General features: G+C 62.0%; 26 protein-coding genes and 1 pseudogene. 16 read left to right on the forward strand and 11 right to left on the reverse strand.

The annotated features are described in order from the left end of the window. Positions 1-72 precede the first annotated feature (72 nt). From QZ500_RS04035 to QZ500_RS04075, 9 genes are all read left to right on the forward strand, one after another. A complete protein-coding gene (locus QZ500_RS04035) occupies positions 73-1,179 on the forward strand; it encodes a YeiH family protein (RefSeq protein WP_092939564.1) in 1,107 nt (368 codons plus the stop codon). 66 nt (positions 1,180-1,245) lie between these two features. Beyond that, positions 1,246-2,298, forward strand: a complete 1,053-nt coding sequence (locus QZ500_RS04040) for a beta-propeller fold lactonase family protein (protein WP_092939528.1) — start codon at positions 1,246-1,248, stop codon at positions 2,296-2,298. A gap of 114 nt (positions 2,299-2,412) precedes the next feature. Next, the gene (locus QZ500_RS04045) at positions 2,413-3,684 is read left to right on the forward strand and encodes a molybdopterin-dependent oxidoreductase (RefSeq protein ID WP_295851151.1); all 1,272 of its coding nucleotides are present in this window, start codon (positions 2,413-2,415) and stop codon (positions 3,682-3,684) included. 9 nt (positions 3,685-3,693) lie between these two features. Further along, a complete protein-coding gene (locus QZ500_RS04050) occupies positions 3,694-4,374 on the forward strand; it encodes a c-type cytochrome (protein ID WP_092939529.1) in 681 nt (226 codons plus the stop codon). Between the two features lie 65 nt (positions 4,375-4,439). Then, the gene (locus tag QZ500_RS04055; RefSeq protein ID WP_092939530.1) at positions 4,440-4,760 is read left to right on the forward strand and encodes a high-potential iron-sulfur protein; all 321 of its coding nucleotides are present in this window, start codon (positions 4,440-4,442) and stop codon (positions 4,758-4,760) included. A gap of 71 nt (positions 4,761-4,831) precedes the next feature. Then, positions 4,832-5,161, forward strand: a complete 330-nt coding sequence (locus tag QZ500_RS04060) for a DUF305 domain-containing protein (protein ID WP_245785181.1) — start codon at positions 4,832-4,834, stop codon at positions 5,159-5,161. Between the two features lie 31 nt (positions 5,162-5,192). Then, entirely contained in the window at positions 5,193-6,587 is a 1,395-nt protein-coding gene (locus QZ500_RS04065; protein WP_092939532.1) for a hypothetical protein, read from the forward strand. Further along, on the forward strand, positions 6,584-7,174 hold the full coding sequence (locus QZ500_RS04070; protein ID WP_295851155.1) for a hypothetical protein: 591 nt from the start codon (positions 6,584-6,586) through the stop codon (positions 7,172-7,174). The genes QZ500_RS04065 and QZ500_RS04070 overlap by 4 nt, the downstream gene beginning before the upstream one ends. Before the next feature lie 52 nt (positions 7,175-7,226). After that, positions 7,227-7,856, forward strand: a complete 630-nt coding sequence (locus QZ500_RS04075; RefSeq protein WP_068629672.1) for a hypothetical protein — start codon at positions 7,227-7,229, stop codon at positions 7,854-7,856. Positions 7,857-7,871: 15 nt separating this feature from the next. On the opposite strand, the gene QZ500_RS04080 is transcribed toward QZ500_RS04075, so the two are convergent. The 8 genes from QZ500_RS04080 to QZ500_RS04115 form a co-directional block, all read right to left on the reverse strand. After that, positions 7,872-8,324: a class I SAM-dependent methyltransferase gene (locus QZ500_RS04080; RefSeq protein WP_237288572.1), complete on the reverse strand. Its 453-nt coding sequence runs from the start codon at positions 8,322-8,324 to the stop codon at positions 7,872-7,874. A 219-nt stretch (positions 8,325-8,543) separates the two neighbouring features. Beyond that, positions 8,544-9,380 carry an anti-sigma factor gene (locus tag QZ500_RS04085; protein WP_068629670.1) on the reverse strand — a complete coding sequence of 279 codons (837 nt, stop codon included), beginning with the start codon at positions 9,378-9,380 and terminating at the stop codon, positions 8,544-8,546. A 1-nt stretch (position 9,381) separates the two neighbouring features. Beyond that, positions 9,382-9,906, reverse strand: a complete 525-nt coding sequence (locus QZ500_RS04090; protein ID WP_068629668.1) for a sigma-70 family RNA polymerase sigma factor — start codon at positions 9,904-9,906, stop codon at positions 9,382-9,384. A 36-nt stretch (positions 9,907-9,942) separates the two neighbouring features. Further along, positions 9,943-10,320, reverse strand: coding sequence for a hypothetical protein (locus tag QZ500_RS04095; protein ID WP_068629666.1), 378 nt, complete (start codon positions 10,318-10,320; stop codon positions 9,943-9,945). 79 nt (positions 10,321-10,399) lie between these two features. Next, positions 10,400-11,125, reverse strand: a complete 726-nt coding sequence (locus QZ500_RS04100) for a 2,3-bisphosphoglycerate-dependent phosphoglycerate mutase (RefSeq protein WP_168164807.1) — start codon at positions 11,123-11,125, stop codon at positions 10,400-10,402. A gap of 185 nt (positions 11,126-11,310) precedes the next feature. Then, positions 11,311-12,102, reverse strand: a complete 792-nt coding sequence (gene fetB, locus QZ500_RS04105) for an iron export ABC transporter permease subunit FetB (RefSeq protein WP_295851174.1) — start codon at positions 12,100-12,102, stop codon at positions 11,311-11,313. Continuing rightward, the gene (locus QZ500_RS04110; protein WP_068629660.1) at positions 12,099-12,713 is read right to left on the reverse strand and encodes an ATP-binding cassette domain-containing protein; all 615 of its coding nucleotides are present in this window, start codon (positions 12,711-12,713) and stop codon (positions 12,099-12,101) included. Before QZ500_RS04110 ends, fetB begins: the two co-directional genes overlap by 4 nt. A 35-nt stretch (positions 12,714-12,748) precedes the next feature. After that, the gene (locus QZ500_RS04115) at positions 12,749-13,048 is read right to left on the reverse strand and encodes a DUF190 domain-containing protein (protein ID WP_295851178.1); all 300 of its coding nucleotides are present in this window, start codon (positions 13,046-13,048) and stop codon (positions 12,749-12,751) included. A 40-nt stretch (positions 13,049-13,088) separates the two neighbouring features. On the opposite strand from QZ500_RS04115, the gene QZ500_RS04120 reads away from it, so the two are divergent. From QZ500_RS04120 to QZ500_RS04140, 5 genes are all read left to right on the forward strand, one after another. Then, positions 13,089-13,985: an AAA family ATPase gene (locus tag QZ500_RS04120; RefSeq protein WP_295851180.1), complete on the forward strand. Its 897-nt coding sequence runs from the start codon at positions 13,089-13,091 to the stop codon at positions 13,983-13,985. Position 13,986: 1 nt separating this feature from the next. Next, positions 13,987-14,460 (forward strand): hypothetical protein, encoded by a 474-nt coding sequence (locus QZ500_RS04125; RefSeq protein WP_295851183.1) that lies wholly within the window; start codon positions 13,987-13,989, stop codon positions 14,458-14,460. A gap of 71 nt (positions 14,461-14,531) precedes the next feature. After that, complete coding sequence (locus QZ500_RS04130; protein ID WP_295851186.1) at positions 14,532-14,741, forward strand: hypothetical protein; 210 nt, start codon at positions 14,532-14,534, stop codon at positions 14,739-14,741. Next, a complete protein-coding gene (locus QZ500_RS04135; protein WP_295851189.1) occupies positions 14,738-14,950 on the forward strand; it encodes a hypothetical protein in 213 nt (70 codons plus the stop codon). The genes QZ500_RS04130 and QZ500_RS04135 overlap by 4 nt, the downstream gene beginning before the upstream one ends. 847 nt (positions 14,951-15,797) lie before the next feature. Then, the gene (locus QZ500_RS04140; protein WP_295851192.1) at positions 15,798-16,043 is read left to right on the forward strand and encodes a hypothetical protein; all 246 of its coding nucleotides are present in this window, start codon (positions 15,798-15,800) and stop codon (positions 16,041-16,043) included. A gap of 71 nt (positions 16,044-16,114) precedes the next feature. Here the strand turns inward: QZ500_RS04140 and QZ500_RS04145 are convergent, their stop codons facing one another. From QZ500_RS04145 to QZ500_RS04155, 3 genes and pseudogenes are all read right to left on the reverse strand, one after another. Next, the gene (locus QZ500_RS04145; protein WP_295851194.1) at positions 16,115-16,264 is read right to left on the reverse strand and encodes a hypothetical protein; all 150 of its coding nucleotides are present in this window, start codon (positions 16,262-16,264) and stop codon (positions 16,115-16,117) included. Positions 16,265-16,550: 286 nt separating this feature from the next. Then, positions 16,551-16,742: pseudogene (locus QZ500_RS04150) on the reverse strand (IS3 family transposase); the annotation flags it as partial. A gap of 492 nt (positions 16,743-17,234) precedes the next feature. Continuing rightward, positions 17,235-17,627, reverse strand: a complete 393-nt coding sequence (locus QZ500_RS04155; RefSeq protein ID WP_295851196.1) for a hypothetical protein — start codon at positions 17,625-17,627, stop codon at positions 17,235-17,237. A gap of 442 nt (positions 17,628-18,069) precedes the next feature. Between QZ500_RS04155 and QZ500_RS04160 the strand changes: the two genes are divergently transcribed. Both QZ500_RS04160 and QZ500_RS04165 read left to right on the forward strand, forming a co-directional pair. Continuing rightward, the gene (locus QZ500_RS04160; RefSeq protein WP_295851199.1) at positions 18,070-18,414 is read left to right on the forward strand and encodes a hypothetical protein; all 345 of its coding nucleotides are present in this window, start codon (positions 18,070-18,072) and stop codon (positions 18,412-18,414) included. Positions 18,415-18,514: 100 nt separating this feature from the next. Continuing rightward, complete coding sequence (locus tag QZ500_RS04165) at positions 18,515-18,865, forward strand: hypothetical protein (protein ID WP_295851203.1); 351 nt, start codon at positions 18,515-18,517, stop codon at positions 18,863-18,865. Positions 18,866-18,874 lie beyond the last annotated feature (9 nt).

Below are 18,874 nucleotides of genomic sequence, written 5' to 3' on the forward strand. Positions count from 1 at the left end.
CCGTTTGCCGGATAGATCGAATCGGTTCAAAGTTCGTCTATGCCTTCAGAAAACGACGCGATGGAGAAAACGATGCACACCGCCACCCCCCCGGTTCAACTACTGCACAACCCTACTGCCAAGGGTCGTCTGCGTCAGCTGTTGCCCGGCTTTGCACTGACGGGCGCGCTGGCGTTCGCATCGATCCAACTGGGCAAGATCGGCTGGCTGCAAGCCAACGGCATCAGCGCATTGACCCTGGCCATTGTGCTGGGCATGGGGGTCGGCAACACCGTCTACCCACGCATCGGCGCGCTGGCCGGCGCGGGCGTGACCTTCTCGAAGGCCAATCTGCTGCGCCTGGGCATCATCCTGTACGGCCTGCGTCTGACCTTCCAGGACATCGGTAACGTGGGCTGGACCGGCGTCGCGATCGACGCCACGGTGCTGTGTACCACCTTCGGGCTCGCCTGCTTCCTCGGCACCCGGGTCTTCGGGCTCGACCGCAAGACGGCCATGCTGATCGGCGCCGGCAGTTCGATCTGCGGCGCGGCGGCGGTAATGGCGGCCGAACCCGTCGTGCGCGGCCGCGCCGAGCAGGTGATGGTCGCGGTGGCCACGGTGGTGGTGTTCGGCACGCTGGCGATCTTCCTGTATCCGGTGCTGTATCACCTGGTCGCGCAATTCCGGCTGTTCGACCTGTCGCCCACCGCTTACGGCGTGTTCGCCGGCTCGACGATCCATGAGGTGGCACAGGTGGTCGCCGCCGGTCGCGCCGTCAGCGAGCAGGCTGCGAACACCGCCGTCATCGCCAAGATGGTCCGCGTGATGATGCTGGCGCCGTTCCTGATCATCCTGTCCGCCTACCTCTCCCGCTCCAGTGCCAAGGACGCCGATGGCACCGACGAAGCCAATGCCTCGCCACGCGGCGGCATCGTGATTCCCTGGTTCGCCCTCGGTTTCGTGGCGGTCGCCGGGCTCAACTCGCTCGCGTTGCTGCCCCATGCGGTGGTGACGCAGGTGATCGACATCGACACGGTGCTGCTGGCGATGGCAATGGCAGGTCTGGGCCTGACGACGCACGTCTCGGCGATTCGCAGGGCCGGCATCAAGCCGCTGGCGCTGGCAGCCGTGCTCTTCGTCTGGCTGGTGTGCGGCGGCTTCGCCATCAACGCGGGCATCACTGCACTCTTCAATTGACAGGGTAGACCTGGAATAAATCGCCCCCGCCATTCGTCCATCCATCCAGACAACCGAAAGAAATTCATGAAACTCCGTCCTCTCGCACTTTCGCTGTGCCTCGCCCTCTTGACACTCGCCTCGATCCCTTCGACGGTAACGGCACAACCTGCGCCTGTCGCAGCGTCCGCAAGTGCGACGCAGCGCTGGACCTTCGACGGTGCCATCCACAACAACTCGCTGGCGCTCAGCCCGGACGAGGGCACGGCCGTGGTGTCGTACAGCGAACGCCCGGACGTCGTCGTCTACGACCTGAAGACCGGCAAGGTGCGCAAGGTGCTGGATGGCTTCGTGACGCCACGCAACATCGTGTTCGCGCCGTCTGGCGAGTTCTTCTATGTTTCGGACAGCAGCCTGGGCACCGTGGCGAAGATCGCCACTTCCAGCCTGAAGACGGTCAGCAGCCTGCCGGCAGGCCCCGGTGCCTTCGGCACCGTGCTCAGCAAGGACGGCGCCACGATGTATGTGAACAACCAGGCCGCCAGCACCGTCACGCGCTTCGACGTCGCGAGCGGCGAACCGCGCGCCGTCATCACCGGCTTCGCGCAGCCGCGCCAGGGTGTGCGTCTGAGCCCCGACGGAGGTGCGCTGTACGTCACCAACTTCATGGGCGACAAGATCACCATCGTGAACACGGCGACGAACAAGATCGACGGAGAGATCACCGGGTTCAACAAGCTGCGCGCGATCTCGGTCACCGGCGACGGCAAGACGCTCTTCGCTGCGAACAGCGGGAGCAACACCATCGCGGTCGTCGACCTGGACAAGCGCGCCATCGAGTCGACGATCGCTGTTGGCAAGGACCCGTATGGTGCGGCGCTGTCACCAGACGGCCAGCGCGTCTACGCCGGCAACCTGGGCGACAACTCGCTGTCCGTCATCGATGTCGCGAGCAGGAGCGTCGTCGCCACTATCACGGGTTTCAAGGAACCGCGGCAGGCCATTGTCTTCACGCGCGACGGCCAGGCAGCCTATGTGCTGAACGAAGACTTGGGGATTGCCAAGGTCGACCTGGCGAGCAACCGTGTGGAGGCGACGCTGGCTGCGCCTGCGGCAAGGGTGCAGAAGACCGCGCCGTGAAGAAAGCGCTCTCGGACTTCCTGAAATCGCCTGCAGGACAAGCAAACTTCGCCAAGTGGGGTTGGAAGACACCCTGAATAGCCACTGTATTTATCTAACAAACGGAGACAAACCATGAGATCAGGTCGCGAAGCCACACCCACCGCGCAGCACGACGCCAAGCGCGCTTCATCCCGTCGGCGCTTCGTCCAGGGCGCCGGTCTTCTCGCGCTGGGTGCGTCGCCGCTCGCCGCGCTGGCGGCTGGTCGCGATACAGGCGAAGGCGTGACCTTTGCCGACGGACCGCGCCCCATGGTGACGTACCCGCAAAAACGGCCGCTGATTCGTGTTCACACCCGGCCGCCGCATCTGGAAACGCCGTTCTCAGTCTTCAACGAAGGGCCGATCACCGCCAACGACGCTTTCTTCGTGCGTTACCACCTGGCCAACATCCCGCTGGCGGTCGACCCTGCCACCTACCGGCTCACCGTCAAGGGAAAGGTCAACACGCCGTTGAACCTGTCGCTGGCCGACCTGAAGGCACTGGCCGAGCCGGTGGAGGTGGTGGCGGTCAACCAGTGCTCCGGCAACAGCCGCGGGTACTCGTCGCCGCGCGTCTTCGGCGCCCAGCTCGCCAATGGCGCGATGGGCAATGCCCGCTGGTTCGGCGTGCCGCTGCGCAAGGTGCTCGAGAAGGCGGGTGTGGCTGCGGGTGCCCGACAGGTGACCTTCAACGGCCTCGACACGCCGGTGCTGCCCGCGACCTCGGATTTCCGCAAGGCGCTGGACATCGAACACGCGCTGCAGGACGAACCGATGCTCGCGTGGAGCATGAACGGCAAGGACCTTCCGTTCCTCAACGGCTACCCGGTCAAGCTCATCGTGCCGGGCTACTTCGGCACCTACTGGGTCAAGCACCTCTCGGAAATCGAGGTCATCGACCATGTGTTCGACGGCCATGACGCGCTGTTCATGACGACCGCCTACCGCGTGCCCGACAACGACTGCCAGTGCGTGGCACCGGGTTCCGCAGCGGCGAAGACGCGGCCGATCTCGACGCTGCCCGTGCGTAGCTTCATCACCAGCGTCCAGGCCGGTGGCATCCTGCCCGCCGCCCGATTGATCGAACTCAAGGGCATCGCCTTCGATGCCGGTGCCGGCATCAAGACGGTGGAAGTCTCCATCGACGGCGGCCGGAGCTGGAAGGCGGCGACGCTCGGCAAGGATCTGGGGCGCTTCTCGTTTCGCGAATGGCGGGCGCCGGTGAGCTTCGCGAAGAAGGGCCGAGCCGTGCTCATGGTCCGTGCGACCAACCAGAAGGGCGAAGGCCAGCCCGCCACGGTGGACTGGAATCCGGCAGGTTACCGCCGCCATGTAGTCGAGTCCACGCCGGTCACCATCGCCTGAGGACACGCCATGAAAACCACCACTTTTTTGGCCCGTGCCGTTCTTGGCTGCTGCGTGTTGATCGCGTTCAACGCGTTGGCCGCGCCGCCCGACATCAAGCTGCTCCCCGACACGTCGAAGCTGCGCCCGTCGAAGCTGCCGGGCTACGCCATCGCGATGCAGAAGTGCGCGATCTGCCATTCGGCCGACTACGTCAACTACCAGCCGCCCGGCATGACGCAGCCGCAGTGGACCGCCGAGATGGCCAAGATGCAGCACACCTACGGTGCGCCGATCAGTGACGACGAAGTCAAGCAGGTGGGTGCCTACCTGGCGGTCGCCTACGGGTCCGCGAAGGCCACAGACGCCAGTGTGATCGCCGCATCCACACCAGCGCATGCGCCGCCCGCTCCGCCAACGTCACCGGGTGCTGCGGCCGCGCCACCAGCCGGTGGCGCGACTGTCAACGTTCAAGCGCTTCTTGCGAGCAACGCCTGCCTGAGTTGCCATGGCGTGACCCAGAAGATCGTCGGTCCGGGCTATCACGAAGTTGCCGAAAAGTACAAGGCCGATCCGCAGGCGCAGTCGAAGCTGGAGGCCAGCATCCGTGGCGGCAGCGTCGGCAAGTGGGGAAGCGTGCCGATGCCGCCTTTCGCCGCACTGAAACCCGAAGAGGTGAAAGCGCTGGCTGCGTTCGTCTTGAAGCAATAAGCACGCCCCCGATCGCCGGAGCGAAGACTCCGGCAACGACTAAAAACCCCCACGAGATTAAAAAAATGACCCCCACAAATCGCCGCTTTTTCATCTTGCAAGTTGCCGGCGCTGCAACTGCGCTGTCCGTTTCCGCCGCCCACGCACAGTCCGGCGGCCCGAAGCTAGCCGAGACCGATCCTCAGGCCGTGGCGCTCGGCTACAAAGAAGACACCACCAAGATCGACGCCAAGAAATTTCCCAATCACGCGGCCAGCCAGAACTGCGCGAACTGTCAGCTGTTTCAAGGCAAGCCCAAGGAAGCGACGGGCGGCTGTCCGCTGTTCGCCGGCAAGCAGGTCGCTGCCACGGGATGGTGCAGCGCATGGAACAAGAAAGCGGCATGAGCAGCGCCTTCGTTCGTGCGGGCATCCTCGGGTTGCTGGTCGCAGGGAGCACGTTGACGCAGGCGGCCGACATGCACGCGCACGGTATGCATGCCGAAGGCGTCGTGCCACCCAGCTTCATGGCCAGCACGGCCAAGCCCTTCGATGCGCTGATGGGTGATGCCATGGCCGTGATGGACCACGACATGCGCACCGCACCCATGAACGGCCAGCCCGCGCACGACTTCATGACCATGATGATTCCCCATCACCAGGGCGCCATCGACATGGCCAAGTCGATCCTGCTCAACACGCGAGACCCGGAAGTGCGCAACCTCGCGCAGGGAATCATCACCGAGCAGGCCAACGAGATCCGGCTGATGAAGGCCTGGCTTGCACGCCACGCATCACCCGCCAAGTAGTCGCTCCAGGCACGTCGAAGAAGGACCTTTCATGAATTCACTCAAACCCCTTGTCCTTGCCACGGCGCTGGCCGTTGCATCTTTCGCTGCATCGGCAGTTCCCAATCCCGGCGACCGCGTCTACACCGCAGACCAGAACACCAACACGGTGTCGGTGATCGACCCGAACACCAACGCATTGCTCGGCCAGATCAAGCTGGGCAACCAGCGCCCCGACGTGCTGTCACCGATCTACAAGGGCGAGATCAACGTTCACGGCCTCGGTTTCTCGCCTGACCACCGCACGCTGGTTGCCATTGCCAACGGCTCGAACTCGGTGACCTTCATCGACACGGCGACCAACAAGGTCAAGGGCGTGACCTACGTCGGCCGCTCGCCGCACGAGGCCTTCTTCACGCGCGACGGCAAGGAGGTCTGGGCCGTGGTGCGCGGAGAGAACTACGTCTCGGTGATCGACGCGAAGACCTTCAAGGAAAAACGTCGGATCGAGACCGCGCCCGGCCCCGGCATGGTGCTGTTCACGCCGGACGGTGGGCGTGCGTTCGTGGTGTCGAGCTTCACGCCCGAAGTGGCTGTGGTCGACACGCGCTCGTACAAGATCGTGAAACGTATTCCGGTCGTGAGTCCGTTCTCGCCGTTCCTGCAGTTCACGCCGGATGGCACAGAAGTCTGGATGGGCCACAAGGACGTCGGCAAAGTCACACGCATCGACGTGAAGTCGATGGCGGTGACGAGCGTGATCGACACCGGCTTCATCACCAACCATCTCGGCTTTGCCAAAACCGCGCGCGGCACGCTCGCGTACGTCGCCGTGGGTGGTGAGAACGTCGTGAAGGTCTATTCGACCGATGGCGAGGCGAAGTTGCTCAACACCATCGCGACCGGCGCGCTGCCGCATGGCGTATGGCCATCGGACGACGGCACGCGCATGTACGTCGGACTGGAGAACGGCGATGCGGTCCAGGTGATCGACACCGCCAGCGACAAAGTCATCGCGGCGGTGCCGATTGGACAGGCTCCGCAGGCGCTGGTCTACGTTTCGAACGCCGTACCGTCGGGTGCCGGCACGGACAACCTGAAGCCGCTGGCCAACGCCGCGCCGGTCAACATCCCGCTCATGCCCGCTTCAGGCGATGCCAAGGGCTTCGTGGTGGCACGCAATTTCGGTGTGGTCGATGCGCTGGAACTGTTCCTCTACAAGCTCAAGCCGGAGACGGTCTACAGCATCTATGTGGGCGATCAGAAAGTGCCCGTCGCCAGCTTCAAGACCAATCCGATGGGAATGGCCGACGGCACGGCGATCGGCGAGATCCGCGAGGTCACTCGTCTGCAGTCGGAAGCCAATCCGAAGACCGCATCGATCGTGGTCATCGAAGGCGATGGGCCGATGGATGCAGCCAAGGTGGTTCTGCGCAGCCCGATGTGATCCAAGGCCCGCGCATCTTTCGTTACGTCGTGCGGCAAGACCGCGGCGGGTCGCCGAATCCTTTTCACGGCTGGTGCTCGCTCGCTGTGTGCAAGCCGCAGATTCGTCGCTCGGCACGTGTCGGCGACTGGATCGTCGGCCTGCGCAGCCGCCACAACGACCAGCTCGTCTACGCGATGCGCGTCGATGAAGTCATGGCGCTGGACAACTACTGGGCGGACCCGCGCTTTGTCGCCAAGCGACCTGGCGGCGACGGCCCCCCGGACAACTTCTATCGGGCGATGGCGAACGGCTCGATGAAGCAGGTGGCCAACACGTTGCACGACGACAGCGAGGCCGCGCGAGACATTGCGGGCCTCAACGCCCTGGTGTCGTGGAATTTCTGGTACTTCGGCGACCAGAGCCCACCGCTGCCGACCGATCTGGTGCACCTGACGCATTCGGGCCAGGGACACTCGCTGCACCGGCGGCGGCGGGCTGATGACGTCGCCGTGCTGCAGCACTGGCTTGACCACTGGCCGATGGGCCGCAACGGAGCGCCTGTCGATGCCTGGCGGCCCCGCGTGTTCGTCACGAGGCGGGCCTGAAGCCGCGGTGGCCGAGCGCTGCTCTTATTCAATTTTTCCGATGAGACTCTCGATGAACTTCCAGCCATTCGTTGCAGCGGCATTCGCCATCGCCATCGCAGCCGGTGCCCCGCCCGTTTTTGCACATGGCGACGACAGGCCGGCCGCAGCCGCCGGCGGTGCCGAACTGCTCATACAGGGTGGGCAACTCGGCAAGTCCGTGTTTCCTGACGGTAATACCGCCCATGGCGGCCAGGGCCAGCCGGTGGATGGCATCGAAGGTTCGAGCCAGGAGATGCTCAAGACCCATTTCCATGCCCACCTGGCCATTTACTACAAGGGCGAACAGATCGCAGTGCCACGCGGCATCGGCATCATTGCGCCGCTGCGCATCGATCGCGGTTTTGTCAGTGGCGGTAAGGGTTTCTACTGGCTGCACACGCATGATGCCAGCGGCATCCTGCATGTCGAATCGCCGAACGACCGGGTGTACACGCTGGGCAACTTCTTCGACGTGTGGGGACAGCCGTTGGCGGCCGACAACGTGGCAGGGCTCAGGGGCGCGCTGCGGGTGTATGTCAACGGCAAGGTGCAATTCACGCCGGTGCGCGACCTTCCGCTCAAGCCGCACGACCAGATAGCGCTGGTGATCGGGCAACCCTCGGCGTCTCCCGTGACGTACACGTTTCCCGATGGGCTGTGAAGTACGAGCCAAGCTTCAGTGCATCACGCAGTGGCAATAGACGAACTGCTGCTCCACGCCTGCGAGTGTCCGATGGGCTTTCGGCGCATGTTCGACCAGTTCGAAGGCATCGCCGAACTGGGCGTGCAACGCATCTGGCGCATACCGCATCACCGGGAGCCCGCTGCACTGCATCGGCCCGTCCGGCCCGAACACCGCGACGATGACGTGACCGCCGGGGCGCACAGCCTGGCGCACTTGCGCGATGTAGGCCTGGCGTTGCTCGGGTGTGGTCATGAAATGAAAGACGGCCCTGTCGTGCCAGATGTCGTAGGCATGTGCGGGTAAGGCAAGCCGGGTGATGTCTCCCGCCAGCAATCGCACCCGCCGGGCGTCGAAAGCGAGCCGTTGACGGGCCACGTCGAGCGCATTCTCCGAAATGTCGAGCACAGTGACGTCGAAGCCATGCAGTCCGAGCAGATCGTCCACCAGTGTCGAAGTACCGCCTCCGACGTCGATGACCCGCGTCTGACCGCCAGCAGCAATTCGCTTGATGAGTCCGAGGGACCGGTCCGCATGCGGTTGAAACCAGCTCAGCGTACTGGACGACTTCGTCTGTAGACACGCTCCCAATGCGACTTGTCCTGCATGGTTCCAATTCCTGAAAATTTGCGCATGGCAAAACATCTTGCCAGTCGAAGGACCAAATTATTTGCGTGCTTCAAGCTGGCTGTAAACCGCCTCGGCGACCCGCAGCATTTCGGACTTGCTGTCGCCTGACGAAATGGCGTAGCCGAAGTCCTTGTCGACCCAGTAGAAGACATTCACCGGGCCATCCTGGCCGAACTTGAAGGCCGTCTCGCGTCCGGCGTCCTCGCGAGTGACGTACAGCGTCAGACGCTCGCCCTTTGCGCCGCCGAACATGAACTGCGCCACCGGCCCCTTGTCGCCCGGCAGCAGCCGCCCGCCGATGAGCTCGTAGCCCAGGGCGCGCAGGTCGGGCGGCTTCACTTCGGTGCCCATGCGCTTGGTCAGCCAGGTGACGAGCGCCTGCTCCTGGTCGGCGCCGACCTCCACCGGACGACGCACGTCCGGGCTGTAGACCACGTGGGCCACGGCCGCGCGGTGGGCAAAACCATTGAGCGTGCCCGCCCGCGCCGCGGCCAGCGTGGCACTGCGCTGCAGTTGCCCGTCGTAGGCGCCACGGCCCCACCAGGCCGACCCGGTGCTGACGACCGCGATCGCCACGCCGGCTGCCAGGGAGCGCCACGGCCATCCCTGCCAGCCCGCCCCCGGCGCCGGCTTCAGCGGCAGGCGCAATGGCAAGGGCTCGGACAGGACCGGGTCGAGCAACTGCTTGAGCGCCAGGTTCTGGGCGCGCCAGTCGTCCACGCGCTGGCGTTCGGCCGGGTGGGCATCCAGGAAGGCATCGATCTCTACATGCCGCGCAGGGTCCAGAAGCTGATCCGCAAAAGCATGCAGATCGGCTTCGGTCACCGGCTTGATGCCGTCGGTGGAAATGGGTTTGAGTGGGGGAGAGTCCATGTCACTTGATCCTGCGCAGGGGCGCGGCAACTTGGGCTGATGGCGCGCGGCCTTGCAGTTCCTGTCGCAGCTTGTCACGGCCGCGCGCCAGGCGGGACATCACCGTGCCGATGGGCACGCCGAGCACTGCGGCGGCTTCTGCGTAGCTTAGTTCTTCGACTGCGATGAGCAGCATCACCTCGCGTTGCTCCACAGGCAACCGCTGCAGGATACGGTCCAGATCGCGGACCTCAATGCCGTCGGACTGGCTGGCACGCTGCGGGATTTCGGGCAGGTCGTCGCCCGCGCTGTCCTCGGGTCGGCTGCTCCTGGCGCGTACACCGTCGATGAAGTGGTTGTGCATGATGCCGAACATCCAGGCGCGGATGTCGCCGCGTTTCTGCCAAAGCGAGAACCGGCTCCACGCTCGCTCCAGCGTGTCCTGCACCAGGTCGTCGGCCCGAGTGGTATCTGCCACCAGCCCGCGCGCGTAACGGCGCAGGCTGGGAATGCAGGCGACGATCGCGGCTTCGTCCTGTGCGCGCATGGGATGAAGCGTCGTGCTCTCTGCGGTTCTGGTCGATCAGGGCTTGATGACGTGCCAGACGTTCTTGAAGTTGTCGCCGGTCATGTCGCCGGCCTTCATGTCGGACTTGTACAGGTACACCGGCTTGCCCTTGTAGGCCCATTGCTTGGTGCCGTCGTCGCGCGCGACGATGGTCATGTCGCCTTCAGGCTTCGCGTCCGCTTCTGCCATCACCGGCGGCCACAGTCCGGCGCACGGGCCGTTGCAGGCACTCTTGCCGCTGCCCGCCGTGTCGTTGTCGAAGGTGTAGAGCGTCATGCCGCTGGTGTTGACCAGCATGCCGCCGGCTGTCTTGACCGGAGCGGCGGCCATAGCGGCGCCAGAGGCGAGCGCGGCGAGCGCAAGAATCAGGGTGGGCAGAAGGGAAGATTTCATGGGAAGTCCTGTGGAAGATGGAATTGGTCAGAGTTGACATCCAGACAGACGCTTGGCCGCCTGCGTTTATTCCGCTGTCTCAAAGAATTTTTGAGATGGGCGCCAGCGCAGATGGCTGCCAGATGCATTGCAGATGCAGTGTGCGACCAGCGCCTGACTCATAGGCACGCATTTCGCCGTTGGCGATCTCCAGGCACGAGACCGCTTGTTCACTGAGTTCTTCAAGCTGCATCACCAGCGCCCGCAGGCTGTTGCCATGACCGACGACAGCTACCGTTTGGGCCGACGCCAATGATGGTTCGATCAGTTCCTGCCAGAGCGCGGTCACCCGCAGAACGGTTTGCGCGAGTGATTCCGCCAAGGGCAGGGGTTCCAGCCCTGCGCAGGGTGGTTCCATCGATGGATCCGTCGCCACCCGATCGACATCGTCCTGAGTCCACGGCGGCGGTACCGCGCGGTACGACCTGCGCCAAGCTTGCACCTGATCGGCACCGTACCGCGCGATGGCTTCGGCCTTGGATGACCCCGTCAATGCACCATAGTGCCGCTCGTTCAACCGCCAGTCGGCTGTGCGTGGCGCCGATGGACTTCCCGCTGCGAGCAGCAAGCAGTCGACAGACCGTATGCAACGGACCAGCATGGAGGAGAAGACGCGGTCGACGACCAGACCTGACCGCCGAATCGCACGGCCGGCCTCCTGCATCTGACGCACACCCCGCGGCGTGAGACCCACGTCGGCCCAGCCGGTGAAACGCTGTGCCAGGTTCCATTCGGACTCACCGTGTCGGATGAGCAGCAGTTGCACCTGCGATCGTGGCGCCGACACGTTCAATTGCCCTGCCTGTCGGCATGCGGATCCGGTGGCGTGGGTGTTCTCAGCCGAGCCATTGAACGTCGCAGATGCGGCGGCGATGCCCAGGCGAGCGCACAAGCAAGGTGCCTGTTCATGATCTTCTTTAGATTCGGGATTTTCGAAACATGATCTGAGTGTTACTTCAGTCGATCTGCGCGCAGGCGCTGTCGGTCGTCGGTGACAGCCCTCGCCGCCAGATAGACCGCGCCCGCCGACGCGAGACCGCCGGCGCCTGTGAGCAGGAAAAGCAGCAGGATCTGGTATTTCACGGCCTCGAGTGGATCCATGCCGGCCAGCAACTGCCCCGTCATGATGCCGGGCAGCGTGATGACACCCGCGGCCGACATCTGGTTGATGATCGGAATCATCCCGCGGCGGATCGCATGGCGGATCGGTGCGGCCAGCGCTTGGTGGATGCTGGCGCCGAGCGCCAGCTGCGCCTCGATCGCCGGGCGCCCGGTGCTGATGCCTTCGAAGAAGCTGTCGAGACCCAGGCTGGCCCAATTGAGCACACTGCCGAGCACGATGCCCATCAGCGGGATGGCGTAGCGCGGGTCGTACCAGGGCTGCGGGCGGATCGCCGTCATCAATGCGAGCAACACGGTGGCGATGCTCGAGAAGCCGACGACCACCGCCGCGATGCGGTAACTCCCGGCACCCTTGAGACGCCGAGTTGGACGCACTGCGACTTCGCGCGCGGCCGCCAGCAGCATGAGCGCGACGATCCCGAGAGTGGCCGCCGGCGACGCCGCCTGGAACACGAAGCGCAGCACCAAGCCGACCAGCAGGAGCTGGACGACCATGCGGGTAGCGGCCCAGAGCACCTGCCGATGCAACTGCAGGTGCAGGAGCACGGACGCCAGGGCGTTGATCAGCACCAGCAACGTGGCGAGCGCCACGTCCGTGGCGTGAAGATGGATGGTGCTCATGGCGCGTGCAGCTTGCCGTCGCGCATCTCGAAGTGGCGATGGCTCATCCGCACAGCCTGCTCACGCGAGTGCGTCACCATCACGATGCCGAGGCCGGAGCGGAGCTGTTGCAGAAGCAGGGATTCAATCGCCAGCGTGGAGGCGCCGTCGAGCGAGGCCGAAGGCTCGTCGAGCAGCAGCACGTCGGGCTCCCGCACCATCGAGCGGACGAGCGCCAGGCGTTGACGCTCGCCGGTCGAAAGGCGTGCGATGTCGGCGTCCAGCAGGTCCGGGCCCAGCCCGAGCGCCGCCATCAGTTCGGCGACCCGGCTCGACGCGGCAGACGGGAAGTGGGCTGCCGGCGTTGACGCCCACCAAGCGGGTTCGGCTGACTGGTAGATCACACGACCTCGCCACGCCGGCGCTGCAAATGTCTCCCGGCGTTTCCCGGCCAGGTTCACGCCGCCGGTGCCGGGGTCCATGTCGGCGATCAGGCGCAGCAGGACGCTCTTGCCCGATCCTGATCTGCCGAGCACGCAGACACATTCGCCGGCGTTCAAGGCCAGATCGAACGGACCGCCGAACGGCGACGCAAGACCGGAGATCGCCAGCAAGCAGTTGTCGACAGTCATTCGTAAACGGTCCTCGGCGAAGGTCAATGCTGCGGTCAATCGCCGGCATCAGCGGCATCACCGGCCGACGCGGGCGGCGTTGCTTTGCCGATCCGCCCGTAGACCATTGGCACCTGGATGTAGAACACCGTGACCGGCTCAAGCGCAATCGCTGCAAGCAGTCGTTCGGCGACCTCTTCCGTGGCCGATACCGTCACCGCCACAGGCTGCTGGGCCAGTTCGAAAAAGTGAGTGGAATGCATTTTTCCGGCGGATCCGAAACCCGTAGCCGCGCCCATCAAGCTTCCGCCCAACGCACCGTTGTCCTTGGCAAATTGCAAAAGCCAGTCTCCCATGGGGGTGTGGTCGTGTCGATGTTCCTGCTCGGCAAAGAACGTGATCTGGAACCGATTCGGGTCAACGCTCGAGCTCCTACTGATCGCAGAAGAGACGCGGCCTCTGGTGCTCCCAAGCCCGACATGGGAAGCCGAGCTCGAAGAGCTCGCGAATGCGTTTCCCGCGTTCGCGAAAGTGATCTACGAGGCCGTGTCGCCATCGTTGGCGGTGCTGGCCGCTGGCGGGACGGTCCGTCCGGCGCCGGTGCTTCTCGTCGGCGCACCCGGCATCGGGAAGACGTTCTTCGTCAGCGCCCTCGCCCGCGTACTGGGAGTGCCAATGGTCAAGCAAGACATGTCGTCGACGAGCACCGGCGCGAGCTTGTCGGGCCTCAGCGTGCACTGGTCCAACAGCTCGCCTGGCTGCGTGTTCAAAGCTCTTGCGTTCGGCCGTCCTGGCTCGCCACCGACGGCGAACAGCATCGTGATGCTCGACGAACTCGACAAAGGCGGAGGTGATCCGCGGTTCGACACGTTCGGCCCCCTGCACGCGTTGCTCGAAGAAGAAAGCGCAAAACAGTTCGAAGACGAAAGCCTACCGGGCGTCTTCTTCGATGCCAGCCACATTCGCTGGATCGGCACGGCCAACAGCATCAGGGGCATCCCGGCACCGATCCTGAGCCGCATGCACGTGATCGAGATCGAGGAGCCGACAAGCGGCGAACGCGCAGAGATGGCATCGCGCATCTACGAAAGCGTGGTTCGCTCGATGCAGCTTCGCGAGTTCGCCGACCACATGCCCGACGCCGTGCTCGCAACGGCGGCGCAGACCTCGCCACGCGAGTTCCGCCGTCATGCACAGATCGCGATCGGCAAAGCCCTCACCCGCGGCGACATCCAGACCCGAGACCAGGACTTCCGCCTGACAACACAAACAGCAAGAAAGATGGGATTCTGAAATGGACAAAGAACTTGAACAACTCAATGACCTGAAGCAGCGCTTCGACTACATGTTCTATGGCCCCCACATCGGCCTCGACATTTACCGCGGATGGCTCAACGACTTCGTTGCGGTATGCGAAGCGATCGACGCTCTGCTCGGCGACAACAAGCGGGGCTTCCATTGGAAGCAAATAAAAGAGAAGTACGGCTTCGCACGGTATTACTTCGACACCAACGAAGTCCGTCCGATGCGACTCAGCATCAGCGATGGGAAAGGCGTTCACGAGATCACCTACGGCCTAGACGGCCACGAAATCGAACAAGCGATCACGAAGATCTGCAACGACGCCGAGCAGGCATCGGCGACAAAATGCATCGTCTGCGGAGATCCCGCCGTAATCAAAACCTATGGCGGTTGGGTTGTTTGCGCATGCGAAAAGCATTCTCCAGACGTCCCCGGTGATCCCTTAAAAAAGGCCGTAGTCAAATAGCAAATTCTTTACTTTGAATTAGGGTAAAGATACAATAGAGGCACTTCACCAAACAGGCCAAAGACATGCAAATGAACGTCGAACAAACTCTGCTCATTCGCATGTACGAATCCGGAATCGTCGACGCATTTTCCGAATGCGATCGCCGTCGCCGTGAAGCTGCGACAGCGGAAGTTAATGCCGAGCTCGAGAAAGAATTCGGCCCACCGAATACGGTGATGGCCGATCCCGCAGACGCGATGATTCAAATCCTGCACCGGCCGAAATGGTGGTTGCCATGATCGAAGTCGAATTCATTCCGGATTCGGATTTGTTTCTTCCGATGCCGGGGAGAGCCGAAAACGATTTCCCTGGGCGGTTTCGTGATTACTGCGAATCGCGTGGCTTGGACCCGGCTACCGCTGCGTTGGATGACGAAGTCGAGTATTCGCCGAAAATGGAACGTGCTGTTAAAGCGAGGCTGGCGCTTCGTAAACTGTTGGAGAAGTGAAAATGACCTCTTTGAGTTTCGCTGAGAAAACCAGGATCGGTGGCATTTGCGCAGGTTAATGCTCGATGAAAATCGAGAGCAAGCTGAAGAATCGGCCCACCTGACTTCCGCCTCCGCCAACCAGGTTGAGGAACCTCTTGGCTCCGACGCCTGCCCCAGCGATCATCGATTTGGACCGCATGCCAGTGGTGATGCAGTCGCCGACCTTTACCATCCCCAACGGCCTCACGTGCGACCAAGGGCGTCAGTTCATCGGCCCTGATTGCCGGCCAGTCGTAGCCCCCATGACCTCACTCAAGCGCCTCAAATCTGAGGCGCTTTTTGTTTCTTGGTGCACTTTTGAGAGCAAGTAGCGGCGGTGATCAGGCCGCAGTCGGACCCGCCAGAAGAGGCCCTTAAAAAACTGGCCGATCGCAATAAACAAAAGCGAGGTGGTAACTCCGGACTTGCTGTTTTGCACGCTGTTTTCCGTCCTTATGCTGTTGTTAATGGTAATTTTTCTGAGGCCGTTTTCCGGATGTTTATTTCGTCGTTTCCTCAGTTGCTGGTAACTTCGAACCTACCAAGGAAAGTTCTAGATGAGGGTTTCTGAAAGCTCCCGAGCGCTCGTGATCATGCCAGGTCGGTGGTGCGGCCGCGTCGTTTTGGCGTTGCATGAAACACGCGTTGATCCCGCTCTCGGCATGCTTTGGCGGTGCCGATCTGGCGGCGTCGACGAAGACCTCCCCGAGCTCTCTCTCTTCCCCTTGGACCTTCGCAGCAGCGAAGATCCAGACGCCCGCGAGTTGCTCGACGACGTCGGCAAGCAGGCATGGGATGCTTGGCACACACCACCTGACGTTGATCTATGAGCACGCTGAACCGTGATGATGAAAATGAGCGAGCGATTTTGAGCGATTATGTCCGGGGTACATTATCCCGCTCTGCCGCGATGAATCGGCTTGGCCTGGATTGGTACGGCGATCTCCTGCTGAAAATGAACGAGCTTGGAATAAAGCGCCCTGTTCTTCCGGCGGCAGACATGATCGCGATGCAGAAATCCGCAGATGAAGTTTTATCTACGTACGTGAATAGATCGAAGCCAAAAGAATAAGGAGCCAAGAGGTTCCTTATTTACGATACCGAAAGCATACGACGCCGGTAAATTCCGGCGCCGAAAATCATTCAATAATCTGTTTCCATCGTCATCAAGGCGACGCCAACGTATTTTTTGTCGTAATCGTTTCCATCGAATGCGGAGGCTCCACGGCCGATCGACATCGTGTAGCCGAGATTACCGCCAATGAGTGGAAGCAATTGCGGGCCGATTTTCACGACGCCTTTTGGAATGTGCACGAGATTCGAAATTGGTACGTGCGATTTCCATTCAAATCGAAGCTGGCTTCGTGAATTTGAGAAAGCAGCGTGCTACTTGGCATTGTCGTGGCGAATTTCTAGTCAGCAGACTTTCATCAACCGCAAAAAGTCGCAGCAAGTTTTCCTCAAGCAATTTCACCGTGTCATCCAACGGTGCCGACCAGATTTCTGCAAGGCATTTGGCTGTCTGTCCGCGCCGAAATAGAACTGAGCCACCGAGGGTGCGGCAGATTTCTTGGACTGGTTAAACCAAGAAGCCCAAGCTTCTTCGGTAGTCGATAGGACTGCGCGTGCCCAGGGACACCTTGAGCCCCTTCTTGTTGTACCAGCGAATGAAGGAGTGCAAGGCTTGGACGAATTGCTCGACCTTCGTCGATTGCCAGTTACCAGAATAGAACCATTCGGCCTTAAATTGACTGAAGAAGCCGTCGCATGCCTTACCGATTTCGGTGCCTGCGCGCAGCGGCAGACCACAGGACGGCTCTCGCTCAGCAATTGAGTGGGCTGGAGCACTGGATGTGCCCTTCTTCCAATTTGACGTCGCTAAGGTGGCCGGGTCGGCAAGCAACCGACCTTCAGCGGTGTTCACGGCGCTGGCGTTCGGTACGGACTCGCGCGCAGCAGTGGCTAATCCCGTTGGCTTGGCGCAACTGGGGCTGCTGTACACACCGTCAGAACTGCAATCGGCGGAGTACCTCGCCAGGTTATTGAACGTCGAGGACGCCCAGATGGCACAAGACCCGGAGGTCCCTGACGTTCACTTCGACGCATCGTTCGTCAGGTGGATCCTGGCGTGCACAGACATGGACCACGTTCCTCCGAGAATCTTGAACCAATGCCACGTGATGCGCGTGTCGCCGCCACGGTATTCATGAGATGTCGAACGACCTTGAAAGAAGCGGTCCCGCCCGCCTCTACCCGCGCCGCGTCACTCTGGCGGAACCTTCTCAAATTCCACCAACAACGCTTCCACGATCTCGCGCTGTGCTCCAGACAAAGCCTGTATTCGACGTGCCAATTCTTTCGCGTTCAGAGACCTGTCAATGCCCCCGATCGACTTTCTCGAGGCGTCTGGGTCAGGACCAAAACGCAGCCAGTGTTCGGACACGTTCAACCATTTCGCCAAGACCGCAAGCCGCTCAGGGCGGGGAATGGCTGTGCCCGCCACCCATTTGTGAACGCTCTGGATCGACAGCCCTTGCGGGAACTCCATGGCCAGCGTGTCGGCAAGTTCGGTTGCGCCAAGGTCGCCATGGCCCGCACGCCGCATCGCTTGACGAAAGCGTGCGCCGAATGCGGCAGGGTCGTTGGCGGACGGCATCCGCGAATTTTCTCAATCATTTGATTTTTCCCCTTCCCCATAGTGAGATAATTTTATCGACATAACGATAAAGACCCGCCGATTTTTTGTCACGATCACCGTCGCTCGTGACCTGCCGGTCTCACAACAACCAGGAGAAAACAGTGAAATTTCTGCTATCAAGTGCTTGCGTCGCACTCATCGTCGGCGCGCAAGGTGTTCATGCCGGGACCTCCGGTCAAACGTCCCCGGAGGTGATGGCCTTCCTCGAAAACCCGACGCACTGCTCTGTTCTGATAGGAGGAGCGGATCGAGCGGGCGATGGCGCGGATCGAACCTACGCGGAGTCTTTGAACAAAGCCCTTACCGCGCTTGGTGGACCGTTGCCCTCGGCCGCTGAATGGATGCGATCGGCATGTGCGCATCGACCAATCCAATCGGCTAATTCGGCAAAGGCTGCACCATGAGTGCGCAACCTTTTCACCGCGGCCTCGTAGTGGCGTTGATCGGCATGGGATGCTGCCTTCTGAGCCAAGCGGCACCACAAATGATGACATTCGAACAGGCGGTCAAAAAAGGCCTTGATTTGAAGGGATGCCCCAAGCAAGACGTCGGCTCTATCGAATCGGTCTACATGAGCGATTCCCAGGCCAACCCAAAAGGACTGCGCCCGGGTCAACCGATCTACCTCGTCTTCCAAGCGAAAGGCGCGGCCAACATGCCTGTGATTGGTCCGCTTTCCGCACCACCGAGCGACCAACAACTGCAGGCGCTTCGAGGCAAGCGCACCTGCGTGATCTCTGAGTGAGGGGCATCGTCTTGGAGGCTTGGCATGCGCATGCCCTCTTCCTCGGCACACCACGCCGAACCACCACCCTGTCTTTATCAGCGAACAACGGCACAACCCCATGAAACACCACACCTCACTCCCCAAAATGCATCGCGGATTTGCCGTCGTCTCGCTGGCTTTGCTGGGAGTCACCTTGGCCGGCTGTAGCGGCGAGCCATCCGCCGGCGACATCGACAAGACTGTGCGCACCTACATGTCGCAAAGCCAGGCGCAGATGCAGAAAATCAGCGGCTCAAAGAGCAGCCTTGGCGAGATCCACGACGTCAAGAAGCTTGGCTGCAAACCTGACACGGACGTGTCATGGAAATGCGATGTGGAGCTCGACATGACACAACTTGGCAATCGGACGAAGGGGCCCGCTCAATTTCGCTTTGTCAAAAGCGCTGACGGCTGGGCCTTGAGCCGGTAATGCACAGAA

It is taken from the genome of uncultured Xylophilus sp., assembly GCA_913776965.1.
In the GTDB taxonomy this organism is placed as follows: Bacteria; Pseudomonadota; Gammaproteobacteria; order Burkholderiales; family Burkholderiaceae_C; genus Xylophilus.